Origin of the sequence: Magnetospirillum aberrantis SpK (assembly GCF_011022235.1) — a bacterium.
Lineage (GTDB): Bacteria > Pseudomonadota > Alphaproteobacteria > Rhodospirillales > Magnetospirillaceae > Magnetospirillum > Magnetospirillum aberrantis.
In genome coordinates this window covers 70,557-95,964 of record NZ_JAAIYP010000038.1, presented here as the reverse complement: position 1 = coordinate 95,964, position 25,408 = coordinate 70,557, and the positions used below count along the sequence as shown (strand labels likewise).

The following is a 25,408-nucleotide window of genomic DNA, read 5'->3' as shown; positions in this document are numbered from 1 at the left end:
GACTTTGGCTATGATGGGGAAAGCGGCGCCAGGGGCGCCGGTGGGCGAAGAGCGGGCCGAATGCCAAGAAATATCCTGATTGTGGACGACAGCCGGTTTTCCCGGCTTTCCTTGCGGGCGATCATTGCCGAGAAAATGCCGGACGCCTATGTGTGCGAGGCGGCCAACGGCGCCGAAGCCATGGCGGTCGTCGAGGAAATGATGCTGGATTTCGTTTTCCTCGACTACAACATGCCGGGCGACGATGGCTTGACCGTGGGGCGCGCCATCCGTGCGCGCCAGCCCGAGGCCCGGTTGGCCATGGTTACCGCCAATGTCCAGGGCGCCCTGGCCGAGGAAGTGCGGGCCGCCGGCATCGACTTCATCGGAAAACCGATCAAGGCGGCGGCTATCGCCGACTTCCTGGGACGGGAGCAGGCATGAGCATCGTCCTGAACGAGATGGAACGCGACGTCGTCACCGAGCTGTTCAACATCGGTGTCGGCCACGCGGCCGCCGCGTTCGGGGAACTGACCCGTGAAAAGGTACAATTGGCGGTGCCGCGTGTGGACATCGTCAACTACACCGAAGCCGCCAACCAACTGGCGACGGTGGCGGGCGAGCCGATGATCGGCATCCGCCAGGATTTCGAAGGGCCGCTGACCGGGGTCGCGGCCTTGATCTTCCCGGAACGGCGCAGTCTGGAAATCGTGCGCGCCGCCATCGACGACCGTTTCCCGTTGGACGACGTCAGCGAGCTTGAGCGCGAAACCCTGCTCGAGATCGGCAACATCATCCTCAATTCGTGTCTGGCGGCCATTTCCGACATGCTGGGCATGCCGACCTCGGCGTCCCTGCCGCATCTGGTGCAAAGCGCGCCGCCCGACCTGTTGGACACCTTGTCGGCGCGGACGTCCATCGACCGTATCGTCCTGTTCCTGCATATCGACTTTTCCGTCAGCCGCCTCAACGTCTCCGGCTATCTGCTGTTCATCCTGGGGGTCGAGGGCTCGGCCCGCTTCCTGGAGGCGGTGCGCGGCCTGATCCGGCGGTCGGAGCAGGGGGAATGATCCTTCCGGCCAACATCATCGATGGCCTGGACAGCGGTGTCGTGGTGTTGGACGCCAATCGCCGCGTCGAAGTCTGGAACGACTGGATGGCGGTCCATTCCAGCATCGCCGCCAGTGCCGCGCGAGGCCGCGATCTGCTCGATATTTTTCCCGAACTGGGGCGGTCCCACCTGTTGCAGGCGGTGGAACGGGCGTTGAACCATCGCTTGCCGACGGTGATGTCGCACAATCTGCATCCCCGTGTGCTGCCGCTGTTCAATCGTTATGGCGCCAGTGTCGAGCCGGTCGAACAATCGGTGGTGGTCCGCCCCGTCGCCGACGGCGACAGCACCGGTTGTCTGATCCAGGTCGCCGACATCACCGCGGCGGTCAAACGTGACCGTCATTTGCGCGACGTCACGGTCTACAATCGCACCTTGTTCGAGATGGCGGTCGATCCCATGGCGACGGTCGACCGTGCCGGCATTCTGCGCGACGTCAACCCGGCCTTCGAAGGTCTGGCCGGCACGCAGCGGGCCGGGTTGCTGGGCAGTCGCTTCGACGCCTGGTTCACCAAACCGGTCGAGGCCGGGCGGCTGATCGCCCGGACCTTGGCGGACGGCCGGGCCAACGACGTGCTGCTCAGCCTGCGTCAGGCCGACGGACAACAGCGCCATGTCTCGCTGAGCGCCGCGACGGTTCCCGGCCGCGCCGACGGTGCCACCATGGTATTCCTGGTGGCGCGCGATCTGACCGAACGCATCGAGGCCGAGCGGGAACTGGCGCGCAAGACCCGGATCATCGAACAATCCAACGCCGAGCTGGCCCAGTTCGCCTATGTGGTGTCGCACGATCTGCGCCAGCCGTTGCGCACGGTGTCGAGTTTCCTGACCCTGATCGAACGCCGGCTGGGCGAGGCGATCGAGGACGATCTCAAGGAGTTCATCGCTTTTGCCGTGGATGGCGCCCGGCGCATGGACCGCCTGATTGTCGATCTGCTCAACTATTCCCGCGTCGGCCGCCAGGATGCGCCGCTTGACGAGGTTGACCTGGGCGCGTCCCTGGCCGAGGCCATGGCCAACCTTGGTACGGTGGTTGCGGAAAGCCATGCCGAGGTGGCGGTGCCCGAGCATTTGCCACGGATCATGGGCAGCCGTTCCGAACTGGTGCGTCTGTTCCAGAACCTGCTGGCCAACGCCGTCAAATACGTGGAAACCGGCAAACGGCCGCGGGTGGTGGTGGAATGCCGCGACGGCGGTTCGGACTGGGTGCTGTCGGTGCGTGACAACGGTGTCGGCATTCCCGGGGACTGCCTGGATCGGGTGTTCGGCCTGTTCCAGCGTCTCAACCCGGCGGAGCATACCGAGGGGACCGGCATCGGTCTGGCGGTGTGCCGCAAGATCGTGGACCACCATCACGGCCGCATCTGGGTGGAATCGCACCTTGGCGAGGGGGCGACGTTCTTTGTGTCCCTGCCCAAGGAAGGCGCCACGCCCGAGGGGTGATTACGCCGGCCCTTCGGCCTGGATGGCGTCGGGATTGCCGAGTGGACCGTTGACCGGCAAGGTGATGGTGAACCGTGCGCCCTGGCCGGGGGCGGATTCCACGCTCACGGTGCCGCCATGTCGGCGGACGATGGCGGCGGTGATGGCCAGCCCCTGGCCGGTGCCCTGGCCCGGCGGTTTGGTGGTGTAGAACAGCTCGAAAATGCGTTTGTGGCGTTCCGGTGGGATGCCGACGCCGTCGTCGGCGACGAAGAACTGCACCCGTTGGTCCAGGTGGCGGGTGCCGACGACGATGCGGCCAGGAGACGCTGCGTTCTTTTCGCCGATGGCCTGGGCCGCGTTGACGATCAGGTTGACCAGCACCTGATTGATCTCGCCTTCGATGGCGACGAGCTGCGGCAATTCGGGCGCCAGATCCAGCTCCAGTTCCGCGCAGTATTTCCACGCGGTGCGGGTGACGGTGGCCGCGGCCTCGATCATGTGGTTCAGGTTGCAGGGCTGCGGCTCGCGCGAGCTTGGATAACAGAATTCCTTGACCGCCTGGACGATCTTGGCGATGCGGCGCACGCCGTCCTGCGCTTGGGCGATGGCGGCGGGAACCTCTTCGTTCAGGAAGTCCAGGTTGGTGCGTTCCAGGGCCTGGGTCACTTGTGGGCAGGATGGGGGCGAACATTCACGGGCCGCAGCCTGGGCCACCGCCAGCAGGTCGGGAGCACAATTCGCCAGGAACGCCAAATTGTCGCCCACGTATTGGGCTGGCGTGTTGATCTCGTGGGCGATGCCACCGGCCAGGGTGCCAAGGGATTCCAGCCTGTTGGCCTCTTCCATGCGTTCCTTCAGCCGGGCCTGTTCTTGTTCCGAGGCCCGCCGTGCCGAGATGTCCTGAAGGGTGATGAAGGCGCTTTCGTCGCGTTGCCTGGGGACGCACCCGACCACCCGCAGATAACGAACTTCACCATCATCCTCGATGGCCAGCTCGTGGTTGATCGCCCCAAGGGCGCTGTCGTCCAAAAGGGCGGTGATGGCTGTAAGGTCGCCTTGCGCGTGTTCCAACAGGGCTTGCGTGTCGTAGGCGGTTTTGGGCGTCAACCCCAACAGCGCCTGGGCGTGTTCGCACGCCAGCCACTGGCCGCCGGCAATGTCGCGCTCGACGATACCCAGGCGGGCGACGCGCTGGGCCTCGTTCAGGCGGTGGCGGGCCAGGCTGATCTCGCGTGCCGCCAACGCCGCCTGAAGGCGCCGCATCTCGGCGTTGCGGCGGTCCAGTTCGTCTTGCAGGCGGCGGCGTTCGGTGACGTCGCTACGCAGGCCGATGACCCGCAACGGCCGACCCTGGGCGTCGCGGGACATGACCACCGCCCGGTCGAGAACCCATTTCTGTTCCTGCGTGCCGCACAGCGGCCGGTATTCGTGAACGAAACGCGGGGCGCCTTCCAGAAAGGCGGCGAAATCGGCGGCAACGGCATCACGGTCGTCGGGATGGATGGATTCCAGCCATTGCGGCACGGTGCGGGGCAGGTCGGCGACCGGACGGTCGACGATGTCCCCCATGCGTTGGGAAAAGAACACGCTGCCGCTGGCCGGGTTCCAGTCCCAGACGCCGTCGCCGACGGCGTCCACCGCCAGCCGCCAGCGTTCCTCGCTGGCCGCCGCCTCGTCCAACGCGGCGTCGCGCTGTCGGCGCAGCACGGCGAACACAACCAGGGCCAGGACGCAAATGCCGGTCAGGATCAGGCCGGCGGCCATGGCGCGGTTGGCGCGCTCGCTGTGGGCGGCGAAGACCTCGTCCTCGGCCAGTTGTACCGACACCACCAAGGGCACGTCGCGCACCCAGAGCCAAGCCCCCAGGCGTTGGACGCCGTCATAGAAGCTGGGAATACGGATACGGTCGCGATGGGGGCCGTCCTTCGCGAAATAGGGGCGGTCGGCCGGCAACGGATCGCGGGTGATGTCATGCGTGGATTCCGGGATCTGGGAACCACGGGCGCGCATCCAGCCGTCCAGGCCGAACAAGGTGATCAGGCCGCGCCGGCCCAGGTCGATGCGCTGAAAGAAACTTTCGAATTCGTTGCGTTCCACCGACAGCACCACCACCCCGCCGAAGGAACCGTCGGCCAGGGTGATCTTGCGGGTGAACTGGATCGACCACTTGCCCGACACCCGTCCCAGAATCGGGCGACTGATGAACAATTTGTCGTCGGAGGTGTCCAGATGGACGCGGAAATGTTCCCTGTCGCTCAGGTCCACCCGGTTCCGGGCGGGATTGAGGTTGCTGTAAAGCAAGATGCCGTCGGGGCCGATCAGGGCGAACTGGAACACCTTGATGGGGGCATAGGCTTCGGCGGCCACGTCTTCGAACGGCGTGCCGGTGGCACGGGCGCGGACGTAGACCTGCTCCATGTGGCGCAGGCCCTTGTCCACGGTCAGCACGATGTTGTGGACGTATTCCTCGAAGGCGATGCAATAATTCTCGGCCTGATGATAGGCGTTGTCTTCGACCAGGGTCCGGTCGTGGCGGACGAAGGCGAAAAGCCCACCCCACGCCGCGGACAAGACGAGCGCCAAGCCAAGGACCGCAGGCACGAAGGTGGTTGGGCGCGGAGACGACATGGCTGGCACTCTGACTTTTTGATGAGTGTCTCTCTCGATCGAAGAGAAGATAATCCCTAAATGAGGACTGTACACCGGCTTGTGCCGGGGAACGCTCTTCGGTTATGCCAGTAAGGTCTGGAAAAACGGCGCAGTGGGGGGCCATGTCCGAACATGTTCAACGCCCACGCATCTTGTTCGTCGACGACGAGCCGGCGGTGCTCGACGGCTTGCGTCGCGTGCTCGCCGCTCAGGCGCGAAGCTGGGACATGTCCTTCGAGACCGATCCCCTGCGCGCCCGCGCCCGCGCCCTGGAGAACACGTTCCAGGTCATCGTCAGCGATCTGCGCATGCCCGGTCTGGGCGGGCTGGAACTGATCGCCCAACTCAAACAAGCGGGATGTCCGTCGGTCTGTCTGGTGCTGACCGGCACCGGGGACATGGAAGCGGCCTTGGACGCCATCAACCGCGGCGGTGTCTTCCGTTTCTTCACCAAGCCGTGTTCCGCCGAGACGGTGCGTCAGGGAATCGCCGACGCGCTGGCCGTGGTCGCCAGCCGCAACGGTCACGGACTGGCCCTGGCCGCGTTGGATCGCATGCCGTTCGCCGCCTTCGCCCTTGACCGGGGGTTCAAGGTGCTTTTCACCAACCGTGCCGGCAGCGACCTGCTGAAGGCGGGAACGGTGATGCGGACCGATGGCGGGGGAACCGTTCGGGCCACCACCGTCGCCGAGACAGCCATCTTGCACCAGACGGTCGGCGCCACCGCCACGGATGGCGAAAGCCGGGTCGTCGCCCTGACCGACGACGACGATTGCCGTTATTCGGCGCTGGTCGAGGCGGCGGCCGACGTGGGCGACGGCGCCGCGGTCCTGTTGTTCCTGCGCGAGATGGACCAGTGCCGGGTGCCTGCGGCCGCAGTGTTGGAAAAGCTTTTCGGTCTGAATCCGTCCGAGGCGCGGCTGGCCCACGCTTTGGCCTCGGGCTTCGACATTCGCGAAGCGGCCGAGGCACAGGGCGTTACCTTGTCCACGGCGCGCACCTATCTCAAGCGCCTGTTCCAGAAGACCGGCGCCAACCGCCAGGCCGAACTGGTCAGGATGCTGTTGGGCGCCGTTCCCGGCCTGTGATCCGCTCGGATTATCGTCTCCACCTTTCCTCCGACTTCAGGTGGTCCCCATCTGAGGCTATGGGGACTCGCTCAAGGTGTTAATACTAAAGGCATGGGAGGGAAGAGGAGGATGCCATGACCGCCATGCAATCCATTCCCCAGGGTGACGCCGACCGCCGTCTGATGTGGGCCTTGGAACAATATCGGCGCCGCGTCGCCGAAGCTGAACGCCAGTTGCGGCAAGAGGTGGACGCCTACAGCGCCGAAATCATCCGCCTGGAAGCGGCGGAGCCTGAGCCGATGTGCAAGGAGACCGTGTCATGGGCGCAGTGATCGCCTTTCCCAACCATCGCCGTCATTTGTCCCGGAACGCCCGCCTTGGGGTGGCCGCCGCCGACATGCGGCGGCAGATGGCCGACATGAGTGAGGTTTTGTGTTCCACCCTGATCAGCTTGCCGGTCGTCGCGGCGGAAAAGGGTGGGGTGCGGCGGATGCGGACCAGCCTGTTGCTGTTGGCCTGGCGTCTGCAAGCCGTCAACGGTCGCCTTTCCCTTGCCGAAGACGCCTTGGCCGCCGACGATACGGCGCAGGCCGTGCCGGCCATGCTGGAGGCCCTTGCCGACCTGTATCGCCTGGACAGGGCGTTGCGTCATGTTTCCCGTCTGATCCGGCGGGCCTGTGTGCGGATGGCTGTCTGATCTTTTTCCGTGGCCATGCGCCTTGCCCCCGAAGGCCGCTCGGTCTAGCCTGCGCCGGAACCGGAACAGCCAACCAGCGAGGCGAAGATGCGGATCGAGAACGGCAGCATGGTGACGCTGAAATACAGTGTCAGCAGCGAGGATGGCGAATTGATCGATCCCGGCGAGGAGCCCATGGTCTACCTGCATGGTGACCTGGAAGGGCTGTTCCCCAAGCTTCAATCGGTCTTGGCCGGCAAGGCGCTGAACGAAACGGTCACCGCCACGCTTTCGGCCGAGGACGCCTTTGGCCCCTACGACCGCAGTCTGGTACGGGTCGAGCACGCCGGCCGCTTCGGTTTCGACGTCGAGGTGGGCACCCAGTTGGAGGGCGCTGACGACCAGGGCCAGTCGATGGTTTTCGTGGTGCGCGAGATCGACGGCGACCGGGTCACCCTTGACGCCAACCATCCCCTGGCGGGTTTGGCGCTGGTCTTCACCTGCACCGTGACGGCGATCCGTCCGGCGTCCTGATCGCAAACGGGGAGGGGGAGATGCTGAAGGCAATACGGCTGGCCGCCTGGTGCGCCATCTTCGCTGGAATTGCGGTGTCGGCGGTGCGGGTGGTGATGGCGCTTGACGCCCAAGCCTTCGACCGGGTCGCTTCGGCCGGTCTGCCCGCTGTCGCCGGCCTGTTGGGCGGGGCGTTGGTGCTGGTGGTCACCCACGCCATCCAAGAGGCCGCCACGACCCGTGCCCTGTTGCGGGATCTGTGTCCGACCACGCCAGCCGGCCTGATCGGGCTGGTGTTGCTGTTGGGCGGGCTGGGCTGGGCCGCCGTCGCCGTCCTCAGCCTCGATGAGCCTTCGGTTCGGGCCTGGGCGGTCGTTCCCGCCGGGGCGGGGCTGCTTGTCGCCGTGCTCGGTCTGGTCCTGATGGTGACGGCGGCGTTGCGCGGGACGCGGCGGAACGGATAGTTCCAGCGCACGGATCGGCCGCTTCAGACCAGGATATCCACCAGCTTGGTGGGGTCGGCGCGGAAGGTGCTGCCGGTGCGGCGCCATGTGCCGCCGGCGCTTTTCGCCAGGTCGCTGGCCTGGTCGTCCATGGCGGTCAGGTCGGAGGTGACCTGGGCGGCGACGTCGGACGAGGCCCGGCTGCTCAGGGTGCCGATGCTGTCCATGACCTGGCGCAACGAGCCCAAGGCATTGGCGATGCCGCTTTGGTAACTTTCCGCCACCTTGCCGTCGCTGTCCCTGAGACCGTCCACCACCCCGGAAAGCTGGTTCAACACGTCCTTGGCCGATTGGGTCATGCCGGAAAGGCTGTCGGCGCGGCCGGTGGCCAACGCCGCGTCGGCCTGGACGTTGACCACGTCGGCCATCTGGCGCAAAAGCGTCAGCTTGTCCTCGGGTTTCGTCGCCGCCGTGAGGTCGGCCTGGGTGGGCAGGCGGGTCTTGCCGCTGGAATCGGTCGGCAGCGAATAGGCGCTGTTGGTCGCTTCGCCGTAAAAGCCGCTTTGGCTGTCCTTCTTGCTGCCCCAGACGTAGTCCGCCAGGCTGATGTTCCACATGGCCGTTTCCTTGGCACGACGCTTCCGCGCAGTGTGCCGCCGACGCGGTTAAGGAATGCTCAATAAGGCCGCAATGTTCAACGGCGCGCCTTTTGGGGGCGCGCCGTCGTTTCATGGGATTACCGTGCCAGCGGCTTGTACTTGATGCGGTGCGGCTGGTCGGCCTCGGCGCCCAGGCGGCGATGGCGGTCGGCCTCGTAATCCTGGTAGTTGCCCTCGAACCACACCACCTGGCTGTCGCCCTCGAAGGCCAGGATGTGGGTGGCGATACGGTCCAGGAAGAAGCGGTCGTGGCTGATGACCACGGCGCAGCCGGGGAATTCAGCCAAGGCGTCTTCCAGCGCCGACAGGGTTTCGACGTCAAGGTCGTTGGTCGGTTCGTCCAGCAAGATGACGTTGGCCGGACGGCTCAGCATCTTGGCCAGATGGACGCGGTTGCGTTCACCGCCCGACAGCACGCCCACCTTCTTTTGCTGGTCGGCGCCCTTGAAGTTGAACAGGCCGGCATAGGCGCGCGAGTTGATCTTGCGCTTGCCCAGGTCGATTTCTTCCTGGCCGTCGCTGATTTCCTGGAACACGGTCTTGTCCGGGTCCAACGAATCGCGGCTTTGGTCCACATAGCCCAGCACCACGGTCTCGCCGACGGTGAAGGTGCCGGTGTTGGGCTGTTCCTGGCCGGTGATCATGCGGAACAGCGTGGTCTTGCCGGCACCGTTGGGGCCGATGATGCCGACGATGCCGCCCGGTGGCAGCATGAAGTTCAGGTTTTCATAGAGCAGGTTGTCGCCGAACGCCTTGGAGACGTTGGCCGCCTCGATCACCTTGCCGCCCAGGCGCGGGCCTGGCGGAATGGAGATGACGGCGGGGCCGGTGGCCTTTTCCTGGCTCTTGGCGACCAGATCCTCGAAGGCGTTGATACGGGCCTTGGACTTGGTCTGACGGGCCTTGGGGCTGGCGCGCACCCATTCCAACTCGTCGCGGATGGCGCGCTGGCGGGCGCTCTCCTCGCGCTCTTCCTGGGCCAGACGCTGGCCCTTCTGCTCCAGCCAGCTGGTGTAGTTGCCCTCGTAGGGGATGCCGTGGCCGCGCTCCAGTTCCAAGATCCAGCCGGTGACGTTGTCCAGGAAGTAACGGTCGTGGGTGATCATCACCACGGTACCGGAATAGCTTTCCAGGAAGCGTTCCAGCCACGCCACCGATTCGGCGTCCAGGTGGTTGGTCGGTTCGTCCAGCAGCAGCATGTCGGGGTGCGACAGCAGCAGGCGGCACAGCGCGATGCGGCGGCGTTCGCCGCCCGACAGGGTGGTGACGTCGGAATCAGCGGGCGGGCAGCGCAGGGCGTCCATGGCGATCTCGACCTTGCGGTCCAGGTCCCAGGCGTCGGCGGCGTCGATCTTTTCCTGAAGTTCGGCCTGTTCGGCGATCAGGTCGTTCATCTCGTCGTCGGTCATGTCCTCGCCGAACTTGGCCGACACCTCGTTGAAGCGGTCCAACAGGGCCTTGGTCTCGGCCACGCCGTCCATGACGTTGCCGACCACGTCCTTGGCCGGGTCCAGGTGGGGCTCCTGCGCCAGATAGCCGACCTTGACGCCCTCGGCCGCCCAGGCTTCGCCGGTGAACTCCTTGTCGATGCCCGCCATGATCTTCAACAGGGTCGACTTGCCGGCGCCGTTGACGCCCAGCACGCCGATCTTGGCGCCGGGCAGGAACGACAGGGTGAGGCCCTTGAGGATCTCCTTGCCACCCGGATAGGCCTTCTTCAGGTCCTTCATGACATAGATGTACTGATACGCGGCCATTGGGCTCTCCGCTGGAAAGGCAGATTCGTCGATGAAATTGCGTCCGGGTTTAAAGGGGGGCGCCTGATCCGTCAAGCAATCCGGGGAAGGATTGCCCACCCGGTGGCCGGTTTGTGTCGCGAATCGCCCATGGAATCGTCGTCTTTGCTCCCCATGTGAAGGAAGCGTGACGGCTTTTGGCCGGTTTCGCGGGGCGGGCGGCGTGGCCCGTGAATTGCAAGGGCTTCCCTGCGGGTCATAGCGGGCCCGTGCGACAGATGCGAGGTGCCGCCATGGACCGCATTCGTTATTTCGCCGACGTTTCGGTGCGTCGCGCCGCCGGTCTGGGGCTGTTGGGAATTGCCCTGGTGGTGGCGGCCCTGCATTTCGACCGGGGCTTGGCCCTGGACGCCTTGGCCGTATTGCTGACGCTGGAAACCCTGACGCTTTACCAACTGGGCCGCCGCGCCCATCGGGTGCCGTGCGAACGGCGTGAGGTGTGGGTGATGATGGACGGCCAGCATGGCATGGGCGACGGGCGGATTCAGCGCGTGGTCAGCGAGATCATGCGGGAAACCTTCCAGGTCTATGCGCGCCGTCTGGCCGGACCGGCCGCCGCTGCCTGGGTGGTGGACCTGGGAATGCGCCTTTCCGCTTAGACAATCGTCCGAAAGTCAGGCCTGCCCCGCAAGCTTTCCCCCTTGCCAGCGTCGCCGCCACCTGAAAGCATGACTCTCAAGGAAATGGGTTGCTTTGAGGGAGGGAATTCATGACCGGCAGATGTTCGCAAGCCCGTGCCGCCGCTTTGGTGGGACCGTTCGGCGGCGGCAAGACCTCGCTTCTCGAGGCTCTGTTGTTCCGTGCCGGCGCCATCGCCCGCCAGGGACGGATCAAGGACGGTTCCACGGTGGGCGATCCCAGCCCCGAGGCGCGTAACCGTCAGATGAGCGTCGAACCCAACATGGCGGCGGTCTCCTATCTGGACGAACGCTGGACCCTGATCGACTGTCCCGGCTCGGTGGAGTTTCTGCAAGACACCTTCAATGTGTTGACGGTGGCCGACGCCGCGGTGGTGGTGGTGGAGCCCGACCCGGCCCGCGCCGTCATGGTGGCACCGCTGCTGCGTTTCCTGGACGAGCGTTCGATTCCGCATGTGCTGTTCATCAACAAGGTGGACGGCAACGGCGCCCGCCTGAAAGAGGCGCTGGAGGCGCTTCAGGCGGTGAGCGAACGCCCCTTGGTGTTGCGCGAGGTGCCGATCCGCGAAGAGGACAAGGTGGTCGGCTATGTCGATCTGGTCAGCGAGCGGGCCTACAAATACCGCCCCGGCCAGCCGTCCGACCTGATCCAGATTCCCGAGCAACTGCGCGACGAGGAACGCCTGGCCCGCCAGGAAATGCTGGAACATCTGGCCGATTACGACGACCACCTGATGGAAGAGCTGCTGGAGGACGTCCAGCCGCCCAAGGACGAGGTGTATGGCGATCTGGTCAAGGATCTGACCGAGGACTTGATCGTGCCGGTGTTCTTCGGTTCGGCCGAGACCGGGGCCGGCATCACCCGGCTGTGGAAGGCGTTGCGCCACGAAGTGCCGGCGCCCGAGGTGGCGGCGGCGCGTGCCGGCATCGATTCCGCGGGCGCTCCGGCGGCGCGGGTGTTCAAGACCGTGCACGCCAGCCACACCGGCAAGCTGTCCTATGCCCGCGTCTTCGCCGGTGAGTTCGCCGACAACCAGACGCTGGAGGTGGGGCGCATCTCGGGCCTTTACGCGCCCGCGCCCACCGGTCCGGCCAAGATCGCCAAGGCGGTGGCTGGCGAGGTGGTGGCGTTCGGCAAGCTGGATGCGGTGGCCACCGGCGTCACCATCGGCACGACGGTCTCGGCCGCCGATCCGGTCATGGTGCTTGAACCCTTGTTCGGTCTGGCCCTGTCCGCCGAGAAAAAGGGCGACGACGTCAAGTTGACCGGCGCGTTGACCAAGCTGGTGGAAGAAGACGGCTCGTACCGTCTGGAACAAAGCGCCGAGTTCAGCGAACTGGTGCTGTGGGGCCAAGGCGAAATCCATCTCCAGGTGGCGTTGGAACGGCTGAAAAGCCGCTTCAACCTGGGGGTCGTCACCGGCAAGCCGACCGTTCCCTACAAGGAAACCATCCGCAAGGCGATTTCGGTGCACGGTCGCCACAAGAAGCAATCGGGTGGTCACGGCCAGTTCGGCGACGTGCACATCGACATCCGGCCGCAACCGCGTGGGGCGGGGTTCGCCTTCGAGGACAAGATCGTCGGCGGCGCCATCCCCCGTCAGTACATCCCCGCCGTCGAGGAAGGGGTGTTGGAATTCCTGCGCCAGGGATCGTTGGGCTTTCCGGTGGTGGACGTGGCGGTGTCGCTGACCGACGGCAGCTTCCACGCGGTCGACAGTTCCGACATGGCCTTCAAGACCGCGGCCCGCATCGCCATGAGCGAGGGCTTGCCGCAATGCGAGCCGATCCTGCTGGAACCGATCCTCAAGGTCGAGGTGTCGGTGCCCTCGGATTACACCTCGAAGGCCCAGCGCATCATTTCGGGGCGGCGCGGACAGATTCTCGGCTATGACGCCAAGCCCGGCTGGACCGGGTGGGACGCGGTGTCGGCCTATCTGCCGCAGGCGGAGATGGGCGACCTGATCGTCGAGTTGCGGTCGCTGACCATGGGGGTCGGCACTTTCCTGTGGGCGTTCGACCATCTTCAGGAACTGACTGGCCGCGACGCCCAGAAAGTGGTGGAGGAACGAAAGAAGGTCCTGGCCGGCTGACCTTATGGTTGATGCGGCTACCCCTTGACAGGGCGGGGGCGGGTTTGTGAATGTCGCTTCCCCCTTATCAAGGAAGTGATGATATGCGCTACCGCCCGCCCGCTGTCGTGCCGCTGGACCGAATCCTGCCGGATGAGCCGCTGCTGATGATGGGCGCCGGCCCGGTGCCCATCCCGGCCCGCGTGGCCGAGGCCAATTCCATCGTCATCAATCACTTGGGCGAGACCATGAACAGGGTCATCGAACAGGTGAAGGAAATGGCCCGCTATGTCTTCCAGACCCAGTCGGCGCGGGTCCTCGGCGTTGCCGGTCCGGCCTCGGCCGCCATGGAGATGGCCGTCTGCAACCTGGTCGAGCCGGGCACCAAGGTGTTGTCGGTGTGCAACGGCTATTTCAGCCGGCGGCTGGCGGAAATGGCCACCCGCTGTGGGGCCGACGTGGCGTTGCTGGAGTTGGGCATCACCGAAAGCGCCGACCCGGATCAGGTGGAACAGGCCATTCGCCGTGAATGCCCCAAGGTGCTGACCCTGGTCCAGGGCGAGACCTCCAACACCGTGTGGAACAGCCAACTGCCGGAAATCGCCGCCATCGCGCGCAAATACGATTGTCTGGTGGTGGTCGATGCGGTCTGCACCTTGTCGACCATGGACATGGAAATGGACACCTGGGGGGTGGACGCGGTCATCACCGGCGGCCAGAAGGGGTTGTCGTCCATTCCCGGCGTGTCGTTGCTGGCGTTCTCGGAACTGGCCTGGAAGCGCATCGAAAGCCGCAACGCCCCCATGGCCCATTGGTGCCTGGACGCCCGGCTGGCCGACCGTTTCTGGAACCTGAAATCCTATCATTACACCGCCCCGGTGTCGGGCATCATGGCCATTCACGAAGCGTTGCGGCTGATCTGCAACGAAACCCTTCCCGCGCGTTTCCACCGCCATGAAATCAGCTCGCGGGCGCTTCAGGGCGGTGTCGCCGCCATGGGGCTGGACCTGTTCGTGCCCGAACAGGCGCGTCTGAATTCCGTGGTCGGCATCAAGCTGCCCGAGGGGATTTCGCCCGACGCCGTGCGTCACCACATGTCCCAGGTCTATCGGGTCGAGGTGTCGGGGGCCTTTGGTCTCGACATCCTGCGCGTCGGTCAGATGGGCGAGCAATGCCGGGCACACCATGTGTTCCGCACCCTGCATGCCCTGGGCTCCAGCCTGCGGGCGGCGGGGGCGTCGGTCGACATGCCCTCCGGCGTCGCCGAGTTGGAGCGCATCCTGGCCGAAGGGCAGATCGGCTGATTGCCTGAAGGCGGTGAAACGTTCGTTCCCTGTTCATTTTGACAGGGAAGCGTGTTTACGTTTGTGCGTTACCATGTGTGCTATGGTGACAGACTCCCTCAGGGGACGGAGGCAGGGCGGATGACCCCCCAGTATCACATCATGGTGGTGGACGACGCGGTGGGTGACGTGCAGCTGGTCAAGCTGGCGGTGGCCGAGGCGCCGTATCCGTGCGCTGTGACGACGGCGGGGAACGGCCGCGAGGCGTTGGACAAGCTGCGCGGCGACGACACGCCGTCCCGTCCCGACCTGATCTTCCTTGACCTCAACATGCCGCAGATGAACGGCAAGGAAACCCTGAAGGAACTGAAGTCGGACCCCGATCTGGCGACCATTCCGGTGGTGGTTCTCAGCACCTCGGCGGTGGATCGCGACGTCACCGCCAGCTATGCGCTGGGGGCGTCGGGCTACATCACCAAGCCCATGGACATGGACGAATTCTTCCAGGCGGTGCGTCGAGTCGAGGAATATTGGTTCAACACGGTCCGCCGGCCGCTCAAGTTGCTTTCGGCAACGTGAAGTTCACGGTCAGGCCGCTGTTGTTCGAGCCAGGGGTGATCCACACGTTGCCGTGATGGCGGCGCACGATCTTGCGGACCGCCGCCAGACCGAAACCGGTGCCTTCGCCACGGGTTCCCAAGGTTTCGAACAACTCGAATACCCGTTCGCGGAATTCGCGCGGCACGCCGGGGCCGTTGTCGCTGACCCCGACCACCACCCGGCCGGAATCCGGGGTGGCGTGGACGCGGATGACCGGCGGCTGATCGCCGCGATGGTCCATGGCGTTTTCCAGCAAAAGACGCAACACGGTGGTGATCTGGTCCGCGTCGCCATGGGCACGCGGCAGATCCTCGATGGTGACTGTCGCCTGCGATGCCTCGACCTTGTCGGCCAGGGCGGCGCAGGCGTCTCTGGCGCAATGGCCCAGATCGACCACGGAATCGGCCGGCACCGGCGACATGTCGATGGCCACATAGCTTTGCAGGTCGAGCAACAGGCCACGGGTGCGCTTGGCGCCGGCGACGATGACGTCCAGATAGTCGCGGGATTCGTCATCCAACGTTCCGGCGGCGTGGCGTTCCAGCAATTGGGCATAGGTGACCAGGCCCCGCACCGGCTCTTGCAGGTGGTGGGCGGCGACTTCAGCCAGCCGCTGCAACTCGGCGTTCGAGGCGCGCAAGGTGGCGCCCGTCACTTCCAACTGCTCCACCTTGTCGCCGATCGCTTCCGCCATGGTGTTGAACGCATGGCCCAGGGCGGCGACCTCGTCGTTGCCGCGAACTTCGACCAAGGTTCGCAGATCGCCGGCGGCGACCCGCAGGCTGGCGTCGGTCAACGTCTCGAGCCGGGCGGTCAGCAACAGCCCGACAGTGATCAGGGCGAAGGTGGAAAAGAAAATCTCGAGCGTGGCGATGGCGATGCCCTGGAGCAGGACCTCGCGTTTGGCGGCGCTCAGGAAGTCGGTGGACAACCCATAATGCAACCGACCCAGCGGCTGGCCGTACAGGTCGATGTCCAGGCGGCCGTGGTGAACCGTGGTGGCGTCGCTGAATGTTGCGTCAGGGTCCGGGATGCGGGGCGGCACCGTGCCTTCCTGGCCCACGGTCACGCCCTCGGCGTCCTCGAGCGTCAGGTAGACCACGCCGTCCAGGCCGCTCAGACGTTGGATCAGGCTGCGCAGCACGGCGTGGTCGCGGGCGGCCAGCGGGGCGGCCAGGGCGACCGAGAAGGTTTCCTCCATGTTGGCGACCCGTCCCTGCGCCTGGGCCAACAGGTGGTGCTGGACCAGGCGCATGCTGTTGCCGACGATCAGGGACAGCATCAGCATCTCGATCAGCACGCAGGCGGCGATCAGTCGGAACCGCAATGAACGGTGGACAAGACGTTTCACTGTGCCGCCTCGGGGACGATGGCCGACAACAGCGACACCGGGCCACGCAAACTCTCCAGGTCCTCGGCCGAGATGTCGCGGTAGCTGCGATAGCCGCTGCTTTCCAGGAAGTCCTTGCCGGCGGCGGTGTCGGCGAAGGTCAGCAGGGCGGCCTTGACACGCTCGGCCTGCTCGGCCGGCATGGTGGGGCTGGCGATGGTGAAAAGGTGGGGGAAGCCCTTGGGGCTCTCGATGACGCGGATGGCTTTGCGCGTGTCCTCGGGGGCCTGTTGCACCGGGGTATGGGTGGTGATGGCGGCATCCGCCTCGCCCATCACCACGGACATGATGGCGGTGGTGTGGGTGGGGCTGACGGTCAGGCGGTAGTCGCGTCCCTCGGTCAGGCCCAGCCCGGCCAGCCACGCCTGACCGGTGATGGACGATACCGACAGCCGGTTGGACAGCGTCAGCACCTTGCCGTGCAGGTCAAGGGGGGACGCGATCGGAGAATCGGCGCGCACCACCAGGATCGGCTTGAGGGTGGGGCCGTAGCGCAGCAACGGCCGCGCGCCGTGGGCAACAGCCCAGGCGCCGAAATGCGGGCCGGTGACGGCGATGTCGTAACCCTGTTCGCGCATAAGGCGGAAATAGCTTTCGTAGTCGGCGGCGGTGAGCAGGTATACAGGGCGACCCAGCGTGGCCTGAAGGCTTTCGCGCAGCGGCTGGTACATCTCCATCAGGCGCATGGTGTTGGTGAACGGCATCAGGGCAACCCGCAAGGGCTTGTCCTGCGCCCAGGCCGTGCCGGCGGCATGGATGAAGGTTGCCAGCGCGCAAACCGCCAGGGCCAGACGCAAAACTCCCCTCATAGCGGGTTCTCCTTCCCCATCCGGCTCTCCCACTGGAAGTGTAGCCCGTTGCCCAGGGGGTTCAAGCCTTGCCACCAGTGTCAGGGTTGGTGTTTGCTCGGGGGTGCCGCGAGGCGGCGGCATGACTGTTCCGCTATCGGTGCGCATCATACCATGGTATAAGTTGTCCCCACTTTTAGTGATGTCTTGTGTAGGCCGTGACGTCCAACACCACCCCAAATACATCGGCCGCCACCGCGCCGGCCTTTTCCCAGCGATTGTTGGTCGCCATTGTCCTGTCATGCCTGTGGGGCGGTTTTGCCCTGCTTCTGGGGTATGACCTCAAGGTATCGCGCGACACCGAATACGAAGCCATGAATCGCGACGCCGGCAACGTCAGCCGGCTGCTGGAGCGTCATCTGTCGGCATCGGTGGAAAAGATCGACGTCGTGTTGCGTGACACCGCCGCCGACTATGCCTCGGCCATGGTGTCGGCCGACGGTCCCGACCGGGCCGCGGCCAACCGCGACCTGCTGCGTCGCATGGAAAGCATTCCCGAGGCGCAGGCGCTGAGCCTCAGGGTGATCGACGCGGAAGGCGCGGTCCGCTGGAGCGCCGCCGACAATTCGGCCTTGCCCAACGTGCATGTTGGCGACCGGACGTATTTCCAGCGTCAGAAGAACGACCCTGGTGCCGGGCTGGTGATCTCCGAGCCGCTTTTGTCGCGGTTTCTCGGCAAGTGGGTGATGACCCTGAGCCGGCGCCTGCCCAGTTCCGACGGGCGCTTTGTCGGTGTGGTCCAGGCGGCGATCCGCGCCGACCACATCCAGTCGCTGTTCGAAAGCCTGAACCTTGGCCTTCATGCCTCGGTGGCGCTTTACGACACCGAGATGCGGCTGGTGGCCCGTCATCCGGTGTCGCCCGAACAATTGGGCAAGACCTATCCGCTCAGCCACATCATCGAGGGGCTTGCGGCCGGTCACGAGACCGGCATCTACAGCGTGGTGTCGCGGGTGGACGGGGTTCAGCGCGACTACACCTACCGCAAGCTCAAGAATCTGCCTTTCGTGGTGCTGATCGGTCTGGCGCCCGAGGATTTCCTGGCGGCATGGTGGCGCAAGGCGGTGTTCTACGCGGTCAGCCTGTTGGCCATGACGGTGGAGCTGGCGGCGCTGGCCTGGCTGGCGCGCAAGTTCTCACAAGACCGCATCAGCTATCTGGTCACCCACGACAGCCTGACCGACCTGCCCAATCCGCAATTGCTGGAACGACAGGTGCCGGAACGCCCCGAGGGGCACAATCCCATGGCGTTGCTGGCCATCGATCTTGACCATTTCAAGAACATCAACGACACGCTGGGGCATGACGTCGGCGACCGCCTGTTGCGTTTGCTGGCCGACCGGCTGCGTGCCGCGTTGCGCGACAGCGACACCGTCACCCGCCGCGGCGGCGACGAGTTCCTGGTGTTGCTCAAGGGGGTGCACGGGTCCGAGGTGGTGGCCCAACGGGCCGGGCATCTGTTGGACACCGTGTCGAGGCCGTTCCTGATCGACGGTCACGAATTGGTGACGTCGGCCTCTATCGGCATCGCCCTTTATCCGGCGGATGGCGACGACCTGGGGACCTTGCTGCGCAACGCCGACACCGCGCTGCATCAGGCCAAGGCGGGGGGGCGCAACGCTTTCCAGTTCTTCGCCAGCGAGATGAACGCCCGCGTCGCCGACCGCATGGAAACCGAGAACGGTCTGCGCAAGGCGTTGCCGCGCCACGAGCTGACGCTGCACTATCAGCCGCAATTCGAAACGGCGACCCATCGGCTGATCGGGTTCGAGGCGCTGTTGCGTTGGCGCCAGCCGGACGGCTCGATGATTCCCCCCGGCCGCTTCATTCCCATCGCCGAGGAAACCGGCCTGATCGTCCCCATTGGCGAATGGGTCCTGCGCGAGGCGTGCCGCCAGAACAAGGTCTGGCAGGACAAGGGATTGCCGCCGGTGGTGATGGCGGTCAACCTGTCGGCGGTTCAGTTCCGGCAAAGCGATCTGGTGTCCATGGTGCGCGCGATCTTGCGCGACACCGGCCTTGATTCCCGCTGGCTGGAATTGGAAGTGACGGAAAGCGTGCTGATGCACGACATCGACCGGGTCATCGCCATCTTGCACGATCTCAAGGAACTGGGGGTGCAATTGTCCATCGACGATTTCGGCACCGGCTATTCCAGCCTGAACTACCTCAAGCGTTTCCCCATCGACAAGATCAAGATCGATCAGTCGTTCGTGCGTGACGTGGAACGTTCCTCGGACGATGCCGCCATCGTCCAGGCGGTGATCGCCATCGCCAACCGCATGGGCATGCGTGCCATCGCCGAAGGCGTCGAGACCGGGACGCATCTGGATACCTTGCAGGCCTTCGGCTGTGACGAAGTTCAAGGGTTCCTGTTCAGTCCCGCGGTCGAGGCCGGTCAGGCCGAACGCTTCTTCCCCCAAAAAGATCGTTAAAACGTGCTTCTTTCCCCACCCTCCCCCTTTTGGGGGAGGGTGGGTCTCGAGACGCGGCAAGGCACAGAAATCCACCCGCAGTAGGAATGTCTGGTGTGGAACACAATATTTCATGGCGCAAGACAGTTTCCGCCCAAAGCATGTGGTCCATGCGGATAATATGATGGGGGGGCTTCGAATGTTAGGCTTCGGTCATACTGTTTGGGCATGCGACAGAAGGGGGCGCTATGACCATCGTGGTGGCCGGGGAAAACCGTCTGGCGAAGGACAATCTCGTTTCGAGTATCCAAGCCAGTTTCAAGGTCAACACGTTGGCCTTGGACAAGATCGACGACGTGGTGGAAGCCGCCGGCGACATCGGGGGTGAGGCGCTGGTGCTGCTTGACTACGAGATGGGGGCTGCGGCTCACGGCTTGCAGGCGTTGCGTCAACGCTTGCACTACCATCCGCGGGTGGCGCTTTATTCGGCACCCGGCAATGCCGACGAGGCCATGAGGTGCCTCAACCTCGGTTACGACGGCTACATGCCGCGAACCATGTCGGCGTCGGCCATCGTCTGCGCCATTCAACTGATGATGCGGGGGGAACGGTTCGTGCCGTCCATCACCATCGACGGCGGCAGCCGACCGCTGCCGGGACTTGCCGTTTCCGTTCCCATGCTGTCACCCCGGCAGACCGAGATTTTGGGGCTGGTCGCCACGGGCGCGTCCAACAAGCATATCGCCCGCGCCTTGCAGGTCGAGGAGGTGACGGTGAAGTCGCACGTCAAGGCGATTTTCCGCAAGCTGGGCGTCCATACGCGGACGGAAGCCGCCCGTTATGTCCTGACCGGCAACGGCAATGTGCGCAGGGTCGAGATTCTGAACTGAGCGTGGTGTTCCGGGGTAATCCCCAAGATCTGTGGAAAAGCCTGTCGAAAAGCTGTGGGAGAGGGGCGCTAGTCCATGGCACGGCTGATCCGGCGACGGGTTGCCCGATTCCTGGGCATCCGTTTCAGGGCTTGGTTGCTTAGCGTGCGAACAGTCGAGAGGTGGTCGGGTGGGGCGGAACGGCTCCGCCGCAGTTCCGCGTGACGGCTTTCCTTGTCCGTCCAGTCGGTTCCGAGTATAGGTTGCGCAGTTTATCCGGTACTGGGGCGCGCGTTCCGTGTCGCCCGTGGAGAATGACGCGATGAAGCTCTCTGATGTCGACATCCGCCGCTATATGGCGGAGGGAAAGATCAACATCGATCCCGTCCCCACCGAGAGCCACATCGGCGCCATGTCCGTCGATCTTGAACTGGGGCGCCAGTTCCGGGTGTTCACTCCCGGCAAGGCTTCGTTCGTGGACTTGTCTCCCCAAGGCGGCGGCGCCGATCTTGAAGCGCTGATGAGCCATATCGAAATCGACGACGACAGTCCTTTCTACCTGCATCCCGGTGACTTCGCCCTGGGGATCACCGTTCAGAAGATCACATTGCCGACGGACATCGTCGGCCGGCTTGACGGGCGTTCCAGTCTGGCGCGGCTGGGTTTGATGGTGCATGCCACCGCCCACACCATCGATCCCGGCTGGAATGGCCGCATCACCCTTGAATTCTTCAATTGCGGCCGTCTGCCGTTGGCTTTGCGGCCCGGCATGCGCATCTGCGCCATCAGCTTCGAGGCGCTGATGACGCCGACCTCCAAATCCTATGCCCAGCGGCCCGATTCCAAATACAAGGAACAATTGGCGCCGTTGCCCAGCCGCATCGCGCGCGAGAGCGGCGGGAACTGACCGCCACAGGGTATCAGCGCGGTTCTGACGCAGTCAGTCGGCTGGACAGCGCCAGCGGGGCGGTTCCGGCCTGTTCCAGGTCCGACAGGAGCAGCGCCCGCCAGCGTTCGCGCTCGGCCAAAAGCCATCCGCGCGGCGTCGATTGCAGCACATAGGCCTGGAACTCGTTGACCATGAGGTCTTCGTTGGCGGGGTCGTATTGGGCGCCAAGTTCCCGGCGCACCTGCCCGCGCTGTTCCTCGCTCAGGCGTTCCCGCCAAAAGCTGTGGACCACCGTTTTGTAACGCGGGTCCGAGAAATATTGGGCGTGCAGCAATTCATGCTCGATCGTCGCTAGGTTTCCCCAGGCCGAGGCGACGACGTTGTCGACCCCCGCCTGTTTGAGCTCGACCAGGGGGGTTGCCCGGAAATGCCGTTCGGCGACCAGACAGGGCGGCAACTCGTCGTAAGCCACCTGTTCGATCTGTTCCACGCGCAGATCGACGCCGAGAAGACGGTTGCCCTGGCGGTGGCGTGAGCGGGGAATCTCGACGTCGCCGACCATCCGTTCGAACACTTGGTTCATCATGCCGCCATGGGAGAACAGGCACAGGGCCGAGCCGGGCAACTCACTCAGGCGGGCGCATTGGTAATGGTTCCACGAATGCTTGCCGACTTCGGCTCCCCACGACAGCAACGCCGCGCGGTCGCCCAGCGACAGCGGCTCGTCCAGCACGCGCGCGTCGCCCGGTTCGTCCCATGACCGCTCAAGGCACGATGGCCCATCCGCGAACGCTGTCCCGGACACGACGGACAGCACCGCCAGCACCGCCAGCAACCCCCTAGGGTGCAACACGGTGGCAACCCAGGCGGGCGTATTCGATCTTGGGGCAGCGGTCCATGACCACGGCAAGGCCGGCGGCCTCGGCCCGCGCCGCCGCCCGGTCGTCGCGCACGTCCAGTTGCATCCACACCACCTTGGCGCCGATGGCGATGGCCTCGTCCACCACCGGTCCCACCTGATCCGAACGGCGGAAAATGTCTACCATGTCCACGGCGACGTCGATTTCAGCCAGCGAGGCGCGAACCACCTCGCCCAACAGGGTTTGGCCGGCGGCGGCGGGATTGACCGGAATGACCCGATAGCCCTTGTCTTGCATGTATGCCATGACGGTGTGGCTGGGACGGTCCGGGTTGGTGCTGGCGCCAACCATGGCGATGGTGCGGGTTTCGGCCAGGATGCGCCGCAACGATTCGTCGCTATAGGAAAGGGAAGGGCTGTCGGCCATGACGGTCCTTGGTGTCGGGTGGCGAAGGGCGCCACCATAGCAGAGCCCGGCCGTGGCAACACCCCGTACGATGCAGCCGGGGGCGTCTTCGTTTCAACGGCCAAAGCCATATGGACCGATAACCCGATTTTCTTTGAAAGGGCGCTGTGGCATGGTGCCCCACTTCCCGCCCCTTTCGCACGAAACGTCCCATGTCCGTCGATCAGCAGATCATCACCATGATGGTGCCGCTGTCCGTCCTGTTGCTGTCGGGCGGGCTCGGCCTGCATTGGGTCGGTGGCCACCGGGCCACCGGCGTCGGTCATTGGATCGCCGGCCACATGCTGGTTGCCGTGGGGGTACTTGTGATCGGCTTCCGCCAGGATTTGCCGTTTCCGCTGACCGGCGCGGCCGGTGCGCCGTGCATCCTTGGGGGCTTCCTGGCGGTGCGGATGGGATTGCGGCGGTTTCAGGAAAAGGACGGGCTTGGCGTCCATTGGTGGGCGCTGATGCTTGCCAGCCTGGGCTTCAACGCCTTCTGCTTCGACCTGCCCCCGGTTCATCTGCGCATCGCCGGCAATACGGCGAGCATCGCCATGGTGGCGTTTGGTCTGGCCTGGGAATTGTTGCGGTCCCATATCGGCCCTTTCCACCGTTGGGTGGGGGGCGGCCTCAGCCTGTTCATCGCTGGCTACCTGACGTTCCGCGCCGCCACCATCGCCGCCAATCCCGAGATCACCGCCCCCTTGGCCGGCGGGGTCTATGGGGCTTGGGCCTATGTCGCCCTGATCGTCTGGACCCGGCCCACCCGTTGGTGATATGGGCGGGAGGGTGTTCTCAGTTGACCGCCAAAGGCGTTTGGGCCGCCCGTCCTCTTGGAGACGTGCAATGAATTGCAAGATCTGTGGTCTTCCCACGACGGATGCCGATTACTGTGGCGAACCGTGCCGGGTCAAGCTCGAGTGCCAGCGCATCGCCTGGGACCGCGCCGCGCGCATGATCGGAGTCAACGGTTATTACGACAAACGCTATCGCGAACATGTGCGCAACCACAACACCCGCGGTGCCAAAAGCATGCTCAAGGAATGGAACGCCGCCCGCGCGAAACTTGGCGAGCGGCCGTAGGAGCGGTTGGATCGGGCTTGGGGAAATTTGAAGTAGAGCCCGGCCCACCCATGGTCCGGTGCCGCGAGACGTGCAGATAGGCTGGAGCGTGCAAAGCCAATGGTCCACCCTGATGTCCCACCAGGGGTTCATCAAGGCTATGTCATTGATTTTGCAGGATTTGGTGGGCCCGGAGGGACTCGAACCCCCAACCAAGCCGTTATGAGCGCCATTTTCCGGTGTCTCGGCGCGAATTGACGCGAACCACCCCGACCCAGAAAATACGTGAAATTGCAGCATGTTAACGTGCGACATTGGATCGCGCCAGTTCGTGTTGCGCCGCAGCATTTCGGCCTGAATTTGGCCTGGTTGCACTTACAGCTCACTTACGGCACACTCTGGGCCGTTGCACTTACGTAGGGGTAAAGCGCCATGCAGGGTGTTCTCGGCGCGCCATTGATCAAGAGCCTGAAACCCTCCGATAAGCCTTACGAGGTGCGGGACACCCGGCTCAAGGGCCTGCTGTTGCGGGTACAGCCGAGCGGCGCCATGACCTATTATGTCGAGTACGCGCGCGGCAAACGCATCAGCCTTGGGCGGGCCGACGTGATCACCCCCCAGGATGCGCGCGAGCAGGCCAAGGGCATCCTCGGCGATGCCTTCAAGGGCAAGGATCCGAACGGCGCCGCCAGGCAGGCGAAGGAGCACTCCTTCGGCAGTTTCATCGACGAGGAATACTCAGGCTGGGCCAAGGCCAACGTCCGCACCCACAAGGGCACACTCCGCCGCCTGAACCAGAGCTTCGCCGATTTCCGCAAGCTGAAGCTGAGCGAGATCACACCCCTGCTGGTCGAACGGTGGCGCTCCGACCGGTTGAAGGCCGGGACCAAGCCCTCCACGGTCAATCGCGACCTCGACGACCTGAAATCCTCGCTCGGCAAGGCCCAGCAATGGGGCTTCATCGAAGTCCATCCCATCGAGAAGGTCAAGCGGACGCGGGTGGACGACCGTGCCACCGTTCGCTTCCTGACCGAGGACGAGCGGACGCGGCTTTACGAGGCCCTGGACGCCCGCGAAGAACGGGTGCGGGCCGCCCGCGACCGCGCCAACGCCTGGCGGGCCGAGCGGGAATACCCGCTGATGCTGGACCTGCGGACGGTCGCCTATGCCGACCATCTCAAGCCCATGGTGCTGCTGTCGCTTCATACCGGTATGCGGTACGGCGAACTCGCCAACCTGACCTGGGATGACCTGCATTTGGACCGGGCCATCCTCACCGTGCACGGCTTCAAGGCCAAGAGCCAGAAGACCCGGCACATCCCGTTGAACAGCGCGGCCCTTGCCCTGCTGGAGAACTGGCAGAAGCAGCGGACCAGCGACAGCCTCCTGGTGTTTCCCAGCCGCGACGGCGGCCCGTTCGATAACGTGCGCAGTTCGTGGGAGGAGGTGCTGAAGGCGGCCAAGATCACCAAGTTCCGCTGGCACGACATGCGCCACACCTTCGCCTCGCTGCTGGTGATGAAAGGCGTGGACCTGAACACGGTGCGCGAACTGCTGGGACACTCGGACTATCAGATGACGTTGCGGTACGCCCACCTGGCGCCCGAGCACAAAGCGGCGGCGGTGGCGAAGCTGGTGGCGGACCCCAACGGAGACTCGGGCAATGCCGCCAACTCGTGATACAGTGCGATTCAAGGCCCGGACTGTCGAAGGAG

Annotated in this window: 25 protein-coding genes; 18 read left to right on the top strand and 7 right to left on the bottom strand. The window is 64.8% G+C overall.

Going from position 1 to position 25,408, the window contains the following annotated elements; all coding sequences use genetic code 11:
- Positions 1-60 precede the first annotated feature (60 nt).
- Genes G4223_RS11490 through G4223_RS11480 form a run of 3 tightly spaced genes read left to right on the top strand, consistent with a single transcriptional unit; the run spans position 61 to position 2,533 of the window.
- Positions 61-423 carry a response regulator transcription factor gene (locus G4223_RS11490; RefSeq protein WP_163679519.1) on the top strand — a complete coding sequence of 121 codons (363 nt, stop codon included), beginning with the start codon at positions 61-63 and terminating at the stop codon, positions 421-423.
- A complete protein-coding gene (locus G4223_RS11485; protein ID WP_163679516.1) occupies positions 420-1,049 on the top strand; it encodes a chemotaxis protein CheC in 630 nt (209 codons plus the stop codon). The genes G4223_RS11490 and G4223_RS11485 overlap by 4 nt, the downstream gene beginning before the upstream one ends.
- Complete coding sequence (locus G4223_RS11480; protein WP_163679513.1) at positions 1,046-2,533, top strand: sensor histidine kinase; 1,488 nt, start codon at positions 1,046-1,048, stop codon at positions 2,531-2,533. Before G4223_RS11485 ends, G4223_RS11480 begins: the two co-directional genes overlap by 4 nt.
- On the opposite strand, the gene G4223_RS11475 is transcribed toward G4223_RS11480, so the two are convergent.
- The gene (locus G4223_RS11475) at positions 2,534-5,143 is read right to left on the bottom strand and encodes an ATP-binding protein (protein ID WP_163679510.1); all 2,610 of its coding nucleotides are present in this window, start codon (positions 5,141-5,143) and stop codon (positions 2,534-2,536) included.
- A gap of 143 nt (positions 5,144-5,286) precedes the next feature.
- Here G4223_RS11475 and G4223_RS11470 point away from each other — a divergent pair, with 143 nt between their 5' ends.
- From G4223_RS11470 to G4223_RS11450, 5 genes are all read left to right on the top strand, one after another.
- Positions 5,287-6,252, top strand: coding sequence for a DNA-binding response regulator (locus G4223_RS11470; protein ID WP_163679495.1), 966 nt, complete (start codon positions 5,287-5,289; stop codon positions 6,250-6,252).
- Between the two features lie 116 nt (positions 6,253-6,368).
- Positions 6,369-6,566 (top strand): hypothetical protein, encoded by a 198-nt coding sequence (locus tag G4223_RS11465; protein WP_163679492.1) that lies wholly within the window; start codon positions 6,369-6,371, stop codon positions 6,564-6,566.
- Positions 6,554-6,931, top strand: coding sequence for a hypothetical protein (locus tag G4223_RS11460; RefSeq protein ID WP_163679489.1), 378 nt, complete (start codon positions 6,554-6,556; stop codon positions 6,929-6,931). Before G4223_RS11465 ends, G4223_RS11460 begins: the two co-directional genes overlap by 13 nt.
- An 87-nt stretch (positions 6,932-7,018) precedes the next feature.
- Entirely contained in the window at positions 7,019-7,444 is a 426-nt protein-coding gene (locus tag G4223_RS11455) for an FKBP-type peptidyl-prolyl cis-trans isomerase (protein ID WP_163679487.1), read from the top strand.
- Between the two features lie 20 nt (positions 7,445-7,464).
- Positions 7,465-7,887 carry a hypothetical protein gene (locus tag G4223_RS11450; RefSeq protein ID WP_163679484.1) on the top strand — a complete coding sequence of 141 codons (423 nt, stop codon included), beginning with the start codon at positions 7,465-7,467 and terminating at the stop codon, positions 7,885-7,887.
- Between the two features lie 23 nt (positions 7,888-7,910).
- Here the strand turns inward: G4223_RS11450 and G4223_RS11445 are convergent, their stop codons facing one another.
- Complete coding sequence (locus G4223_RS11445) at positions 7,911-8,483, bottom strand: hypothetical protein (RefSeq protein ID WP_163679481.1); 573 nt, start codon at positions 8,481-8,483, stop codon at positions 7,911-7,913.
- Positions 8,484-8,602: 119 nt separating this feature from the next.
- Positions 8,603-10,282 (bottom strand): energy-dependent translational throttle protein EttA, encoded by a 1,680-nt coding sequence (gene ettA, locus G4223_RS11440; protein WP_163679478.1) that lies wholly within the window; start codon positions 10,280-10,282, stop codon positions 8,603-8,605.
- A gap of 272 nt (positions 10,283-10,554) precedes the next feature.
- Between ettA and G4223_RS11435 the strand changes: the two genes are divergently transcribed.
- From G4223_RS11435 to G4223_RS11420, 4 genes are all read left to right on the top strand, one after another.
- On the top strand, positions 10,555-10,920 hold the full coding sequence (locus tag G4223_RS11435; protein WP_163679475.1) for a hypothetical protein: 366 nt from the start codon (positions 10,555-10,557) through the stop codon (positions 10,918-10,920).
- Between the two features lie 110 nt (positions 10,921-11,030).
- Positions 11,031-13,052, top strand: a complete 2,022-nt coding sequence (locus G4223_RS11430; RefSeq protein ID WP_163679473.1) for an elongation factor G — start codon at positions 11,031-11,033, stop codon at positions 13,050-13,052.
- 83 nt (positions 13,053-13,135) lie between these two features.
- On the top strand, positions 13,136-14,335 hold the full coding sequence (locus G4223_RS11425) for a pyridoxal-phosphate-dependent aminotransferase family protein (protein WP_163679470.1): 1,200 nt from the start codon (positions 13,136-13,138) through the stop codon (positions 14,333-14,335).
- A 120-nt stretch (positions 14,336-14,455) separates the two neighbouring features.
- Entirely contained in the window at positions 14,456-14,893 is a 438-nt protein-coding gene (locus G4223_RS11420) for a response regulator (RefSeq protein ID WP_163679467.1), read from the top strand.
- On the opposite strand, the gene G4223_RS11415 is transcribed toward G4223_RS11420, so the two are convergent.
- Together G4223_RS11415 and G4223_RS11410 are read right to left on the bottom strand one after the other, a co-directional pair.
- Positions 14,871-16,265, bottom strand: a complete 1,395-nt coding sequence (locus G4223_RS11415; protein ID WP_163679464.1) for an ATP-binding protein — start codon at positions 16,263-16,265, stop codon at positions 14,871-14,873. The two genes, G4223_RS11420 and G4223_RS11415, sit on opposite strands and share 23 nt — an antisense overlap.
- Positions 16,262-17,113 carry a phosphate/phosphite/phosphonate ABC transporter substrate-binding protein gene (locus tag G4223_RS11410; protein ID WP_163679463.1) on the bottom strand — a complete coding sequence of 284 codons (852 nt, stop codon included), beginning with the start codon at positions 17,111-17,113 and terminating at the stop codon, positions 16,262-16,264. The genes G4223_RS11415 and G4223_RS11410 overlap by 4 nt, the downstream gene beginning before the upstream one ends.
- A gap of 197 nt (positions 17,114-17,310) precedes the next feature.
- On the opposite strand from G4223_RS11410, the gene G4223_RS11405 reads away from it, so the two are divergent.
- The 3 genes from G4223_RS11405 (at position 17,311) to dcd (ending at position 21,342) form a co-directional block, all read left to right on the top strand.
- Positions 17,311-19,587, top strand: a complete 2,277-nt coding sequence (locus G4223_RS11405) for an EAL domain-containing protein (protein WP_205762485.1) — start codon at positions 17,311-17,313, stop codon at positions 19,585-19,587.
- Positions 19,588-19,814: 227 nt separating this feature from the next.
- A complete protein-coding gene (locus G4223_RS11400; protein ID WP_163679458.1) occupies positions 19,815-20,456 on the top strand; it encodes a response regulator transcription factor in 642 nt (213 codons plus the stop codon).
- A gap of 301 nt (positions 20,457-20,757) precedes the next feature.
- A complete protein-coding gene (gene dcd, locus G4223_RS11395) occupies positions 20,758-21,342 on the top strand; it encodes a dCTP deaminase (RefSeq protein ID WP_163679455.1) in 585 nt (194 codons plus the stop codon).
- Between the two features lie 13 nt (positions 21,343-21,355).
- On the opposite strand, the gene G4223_RS11390 is transcribed toward dcd, so the two are convergent.
- The gene (locus tag G4223_RS11390; protein WP_163679452.1) at positions 21,356-22,177 is read right to left on the bottom strand and encodes a hypothetical protein; all 822 of its coding nucleotides are present in this window, start codon (positions 22,175-22,177) and stop codon (positions 21,356-21,358) included.
- Positions 22,164-22,610, bottom strand: coding sequence for a CoA-binding protein (locus G4223_RS11385; protein ID WP_163679449.1), 447 nt, complete (start codon positions 22,608-22,610; stop codon positions 22,164-22,166). The genes G4223_RS11390 and G4223_RS11385 overlap by 14 nt, the downstream gene beginning before the upstream one ends.
- Positions 22,611-22,801: 191 nt before the next feature.
- Between G4223_RS11385 and G4223_RS11380 the strand changes: the two genes are divergently transcribed.
- From G4223_RS11380 to G4223_RS11370, 3 genes are all read left to right on the top strand, one after another.
- Positions 22,802-23,407: a hypothetical protein gene (locus G4223_RS11380; protein WP_163679446.1), complete on the top strand. Its 606-nt coding sequence runs from the start codon at positions 22,802-22,804 to the stop codon at positions 23,405-23,407.
- A 70-nt stretch (positions 23,408-23,477) separates the two neighbouring features.
- Positions 23,478-23,714, top strand: a complete 237-nt coding sequence (locus G4223_RS11375) for a hypothetical protein (RefSeq protein WP_163679443.1) — start codon at positions 23,478-23,480, stop codon at positions 23,712-23,714.
- Positions 23,715-24,125: 411 nt separating this feature from the next.
- Positions 24,126-25,373: a site-specific integrase gene (locus G4223_RS11370; RefSeq protein WP_163679440.1), complete on the top strand. Its 1,248-nt coding sequence runs from the start codon at positions 24,126-24,128 to the stop codon at positions 25,371-25,373.
- The last annotated feature ends 35 nt before the right edge of the window (positions 25,374-25,408 follow it).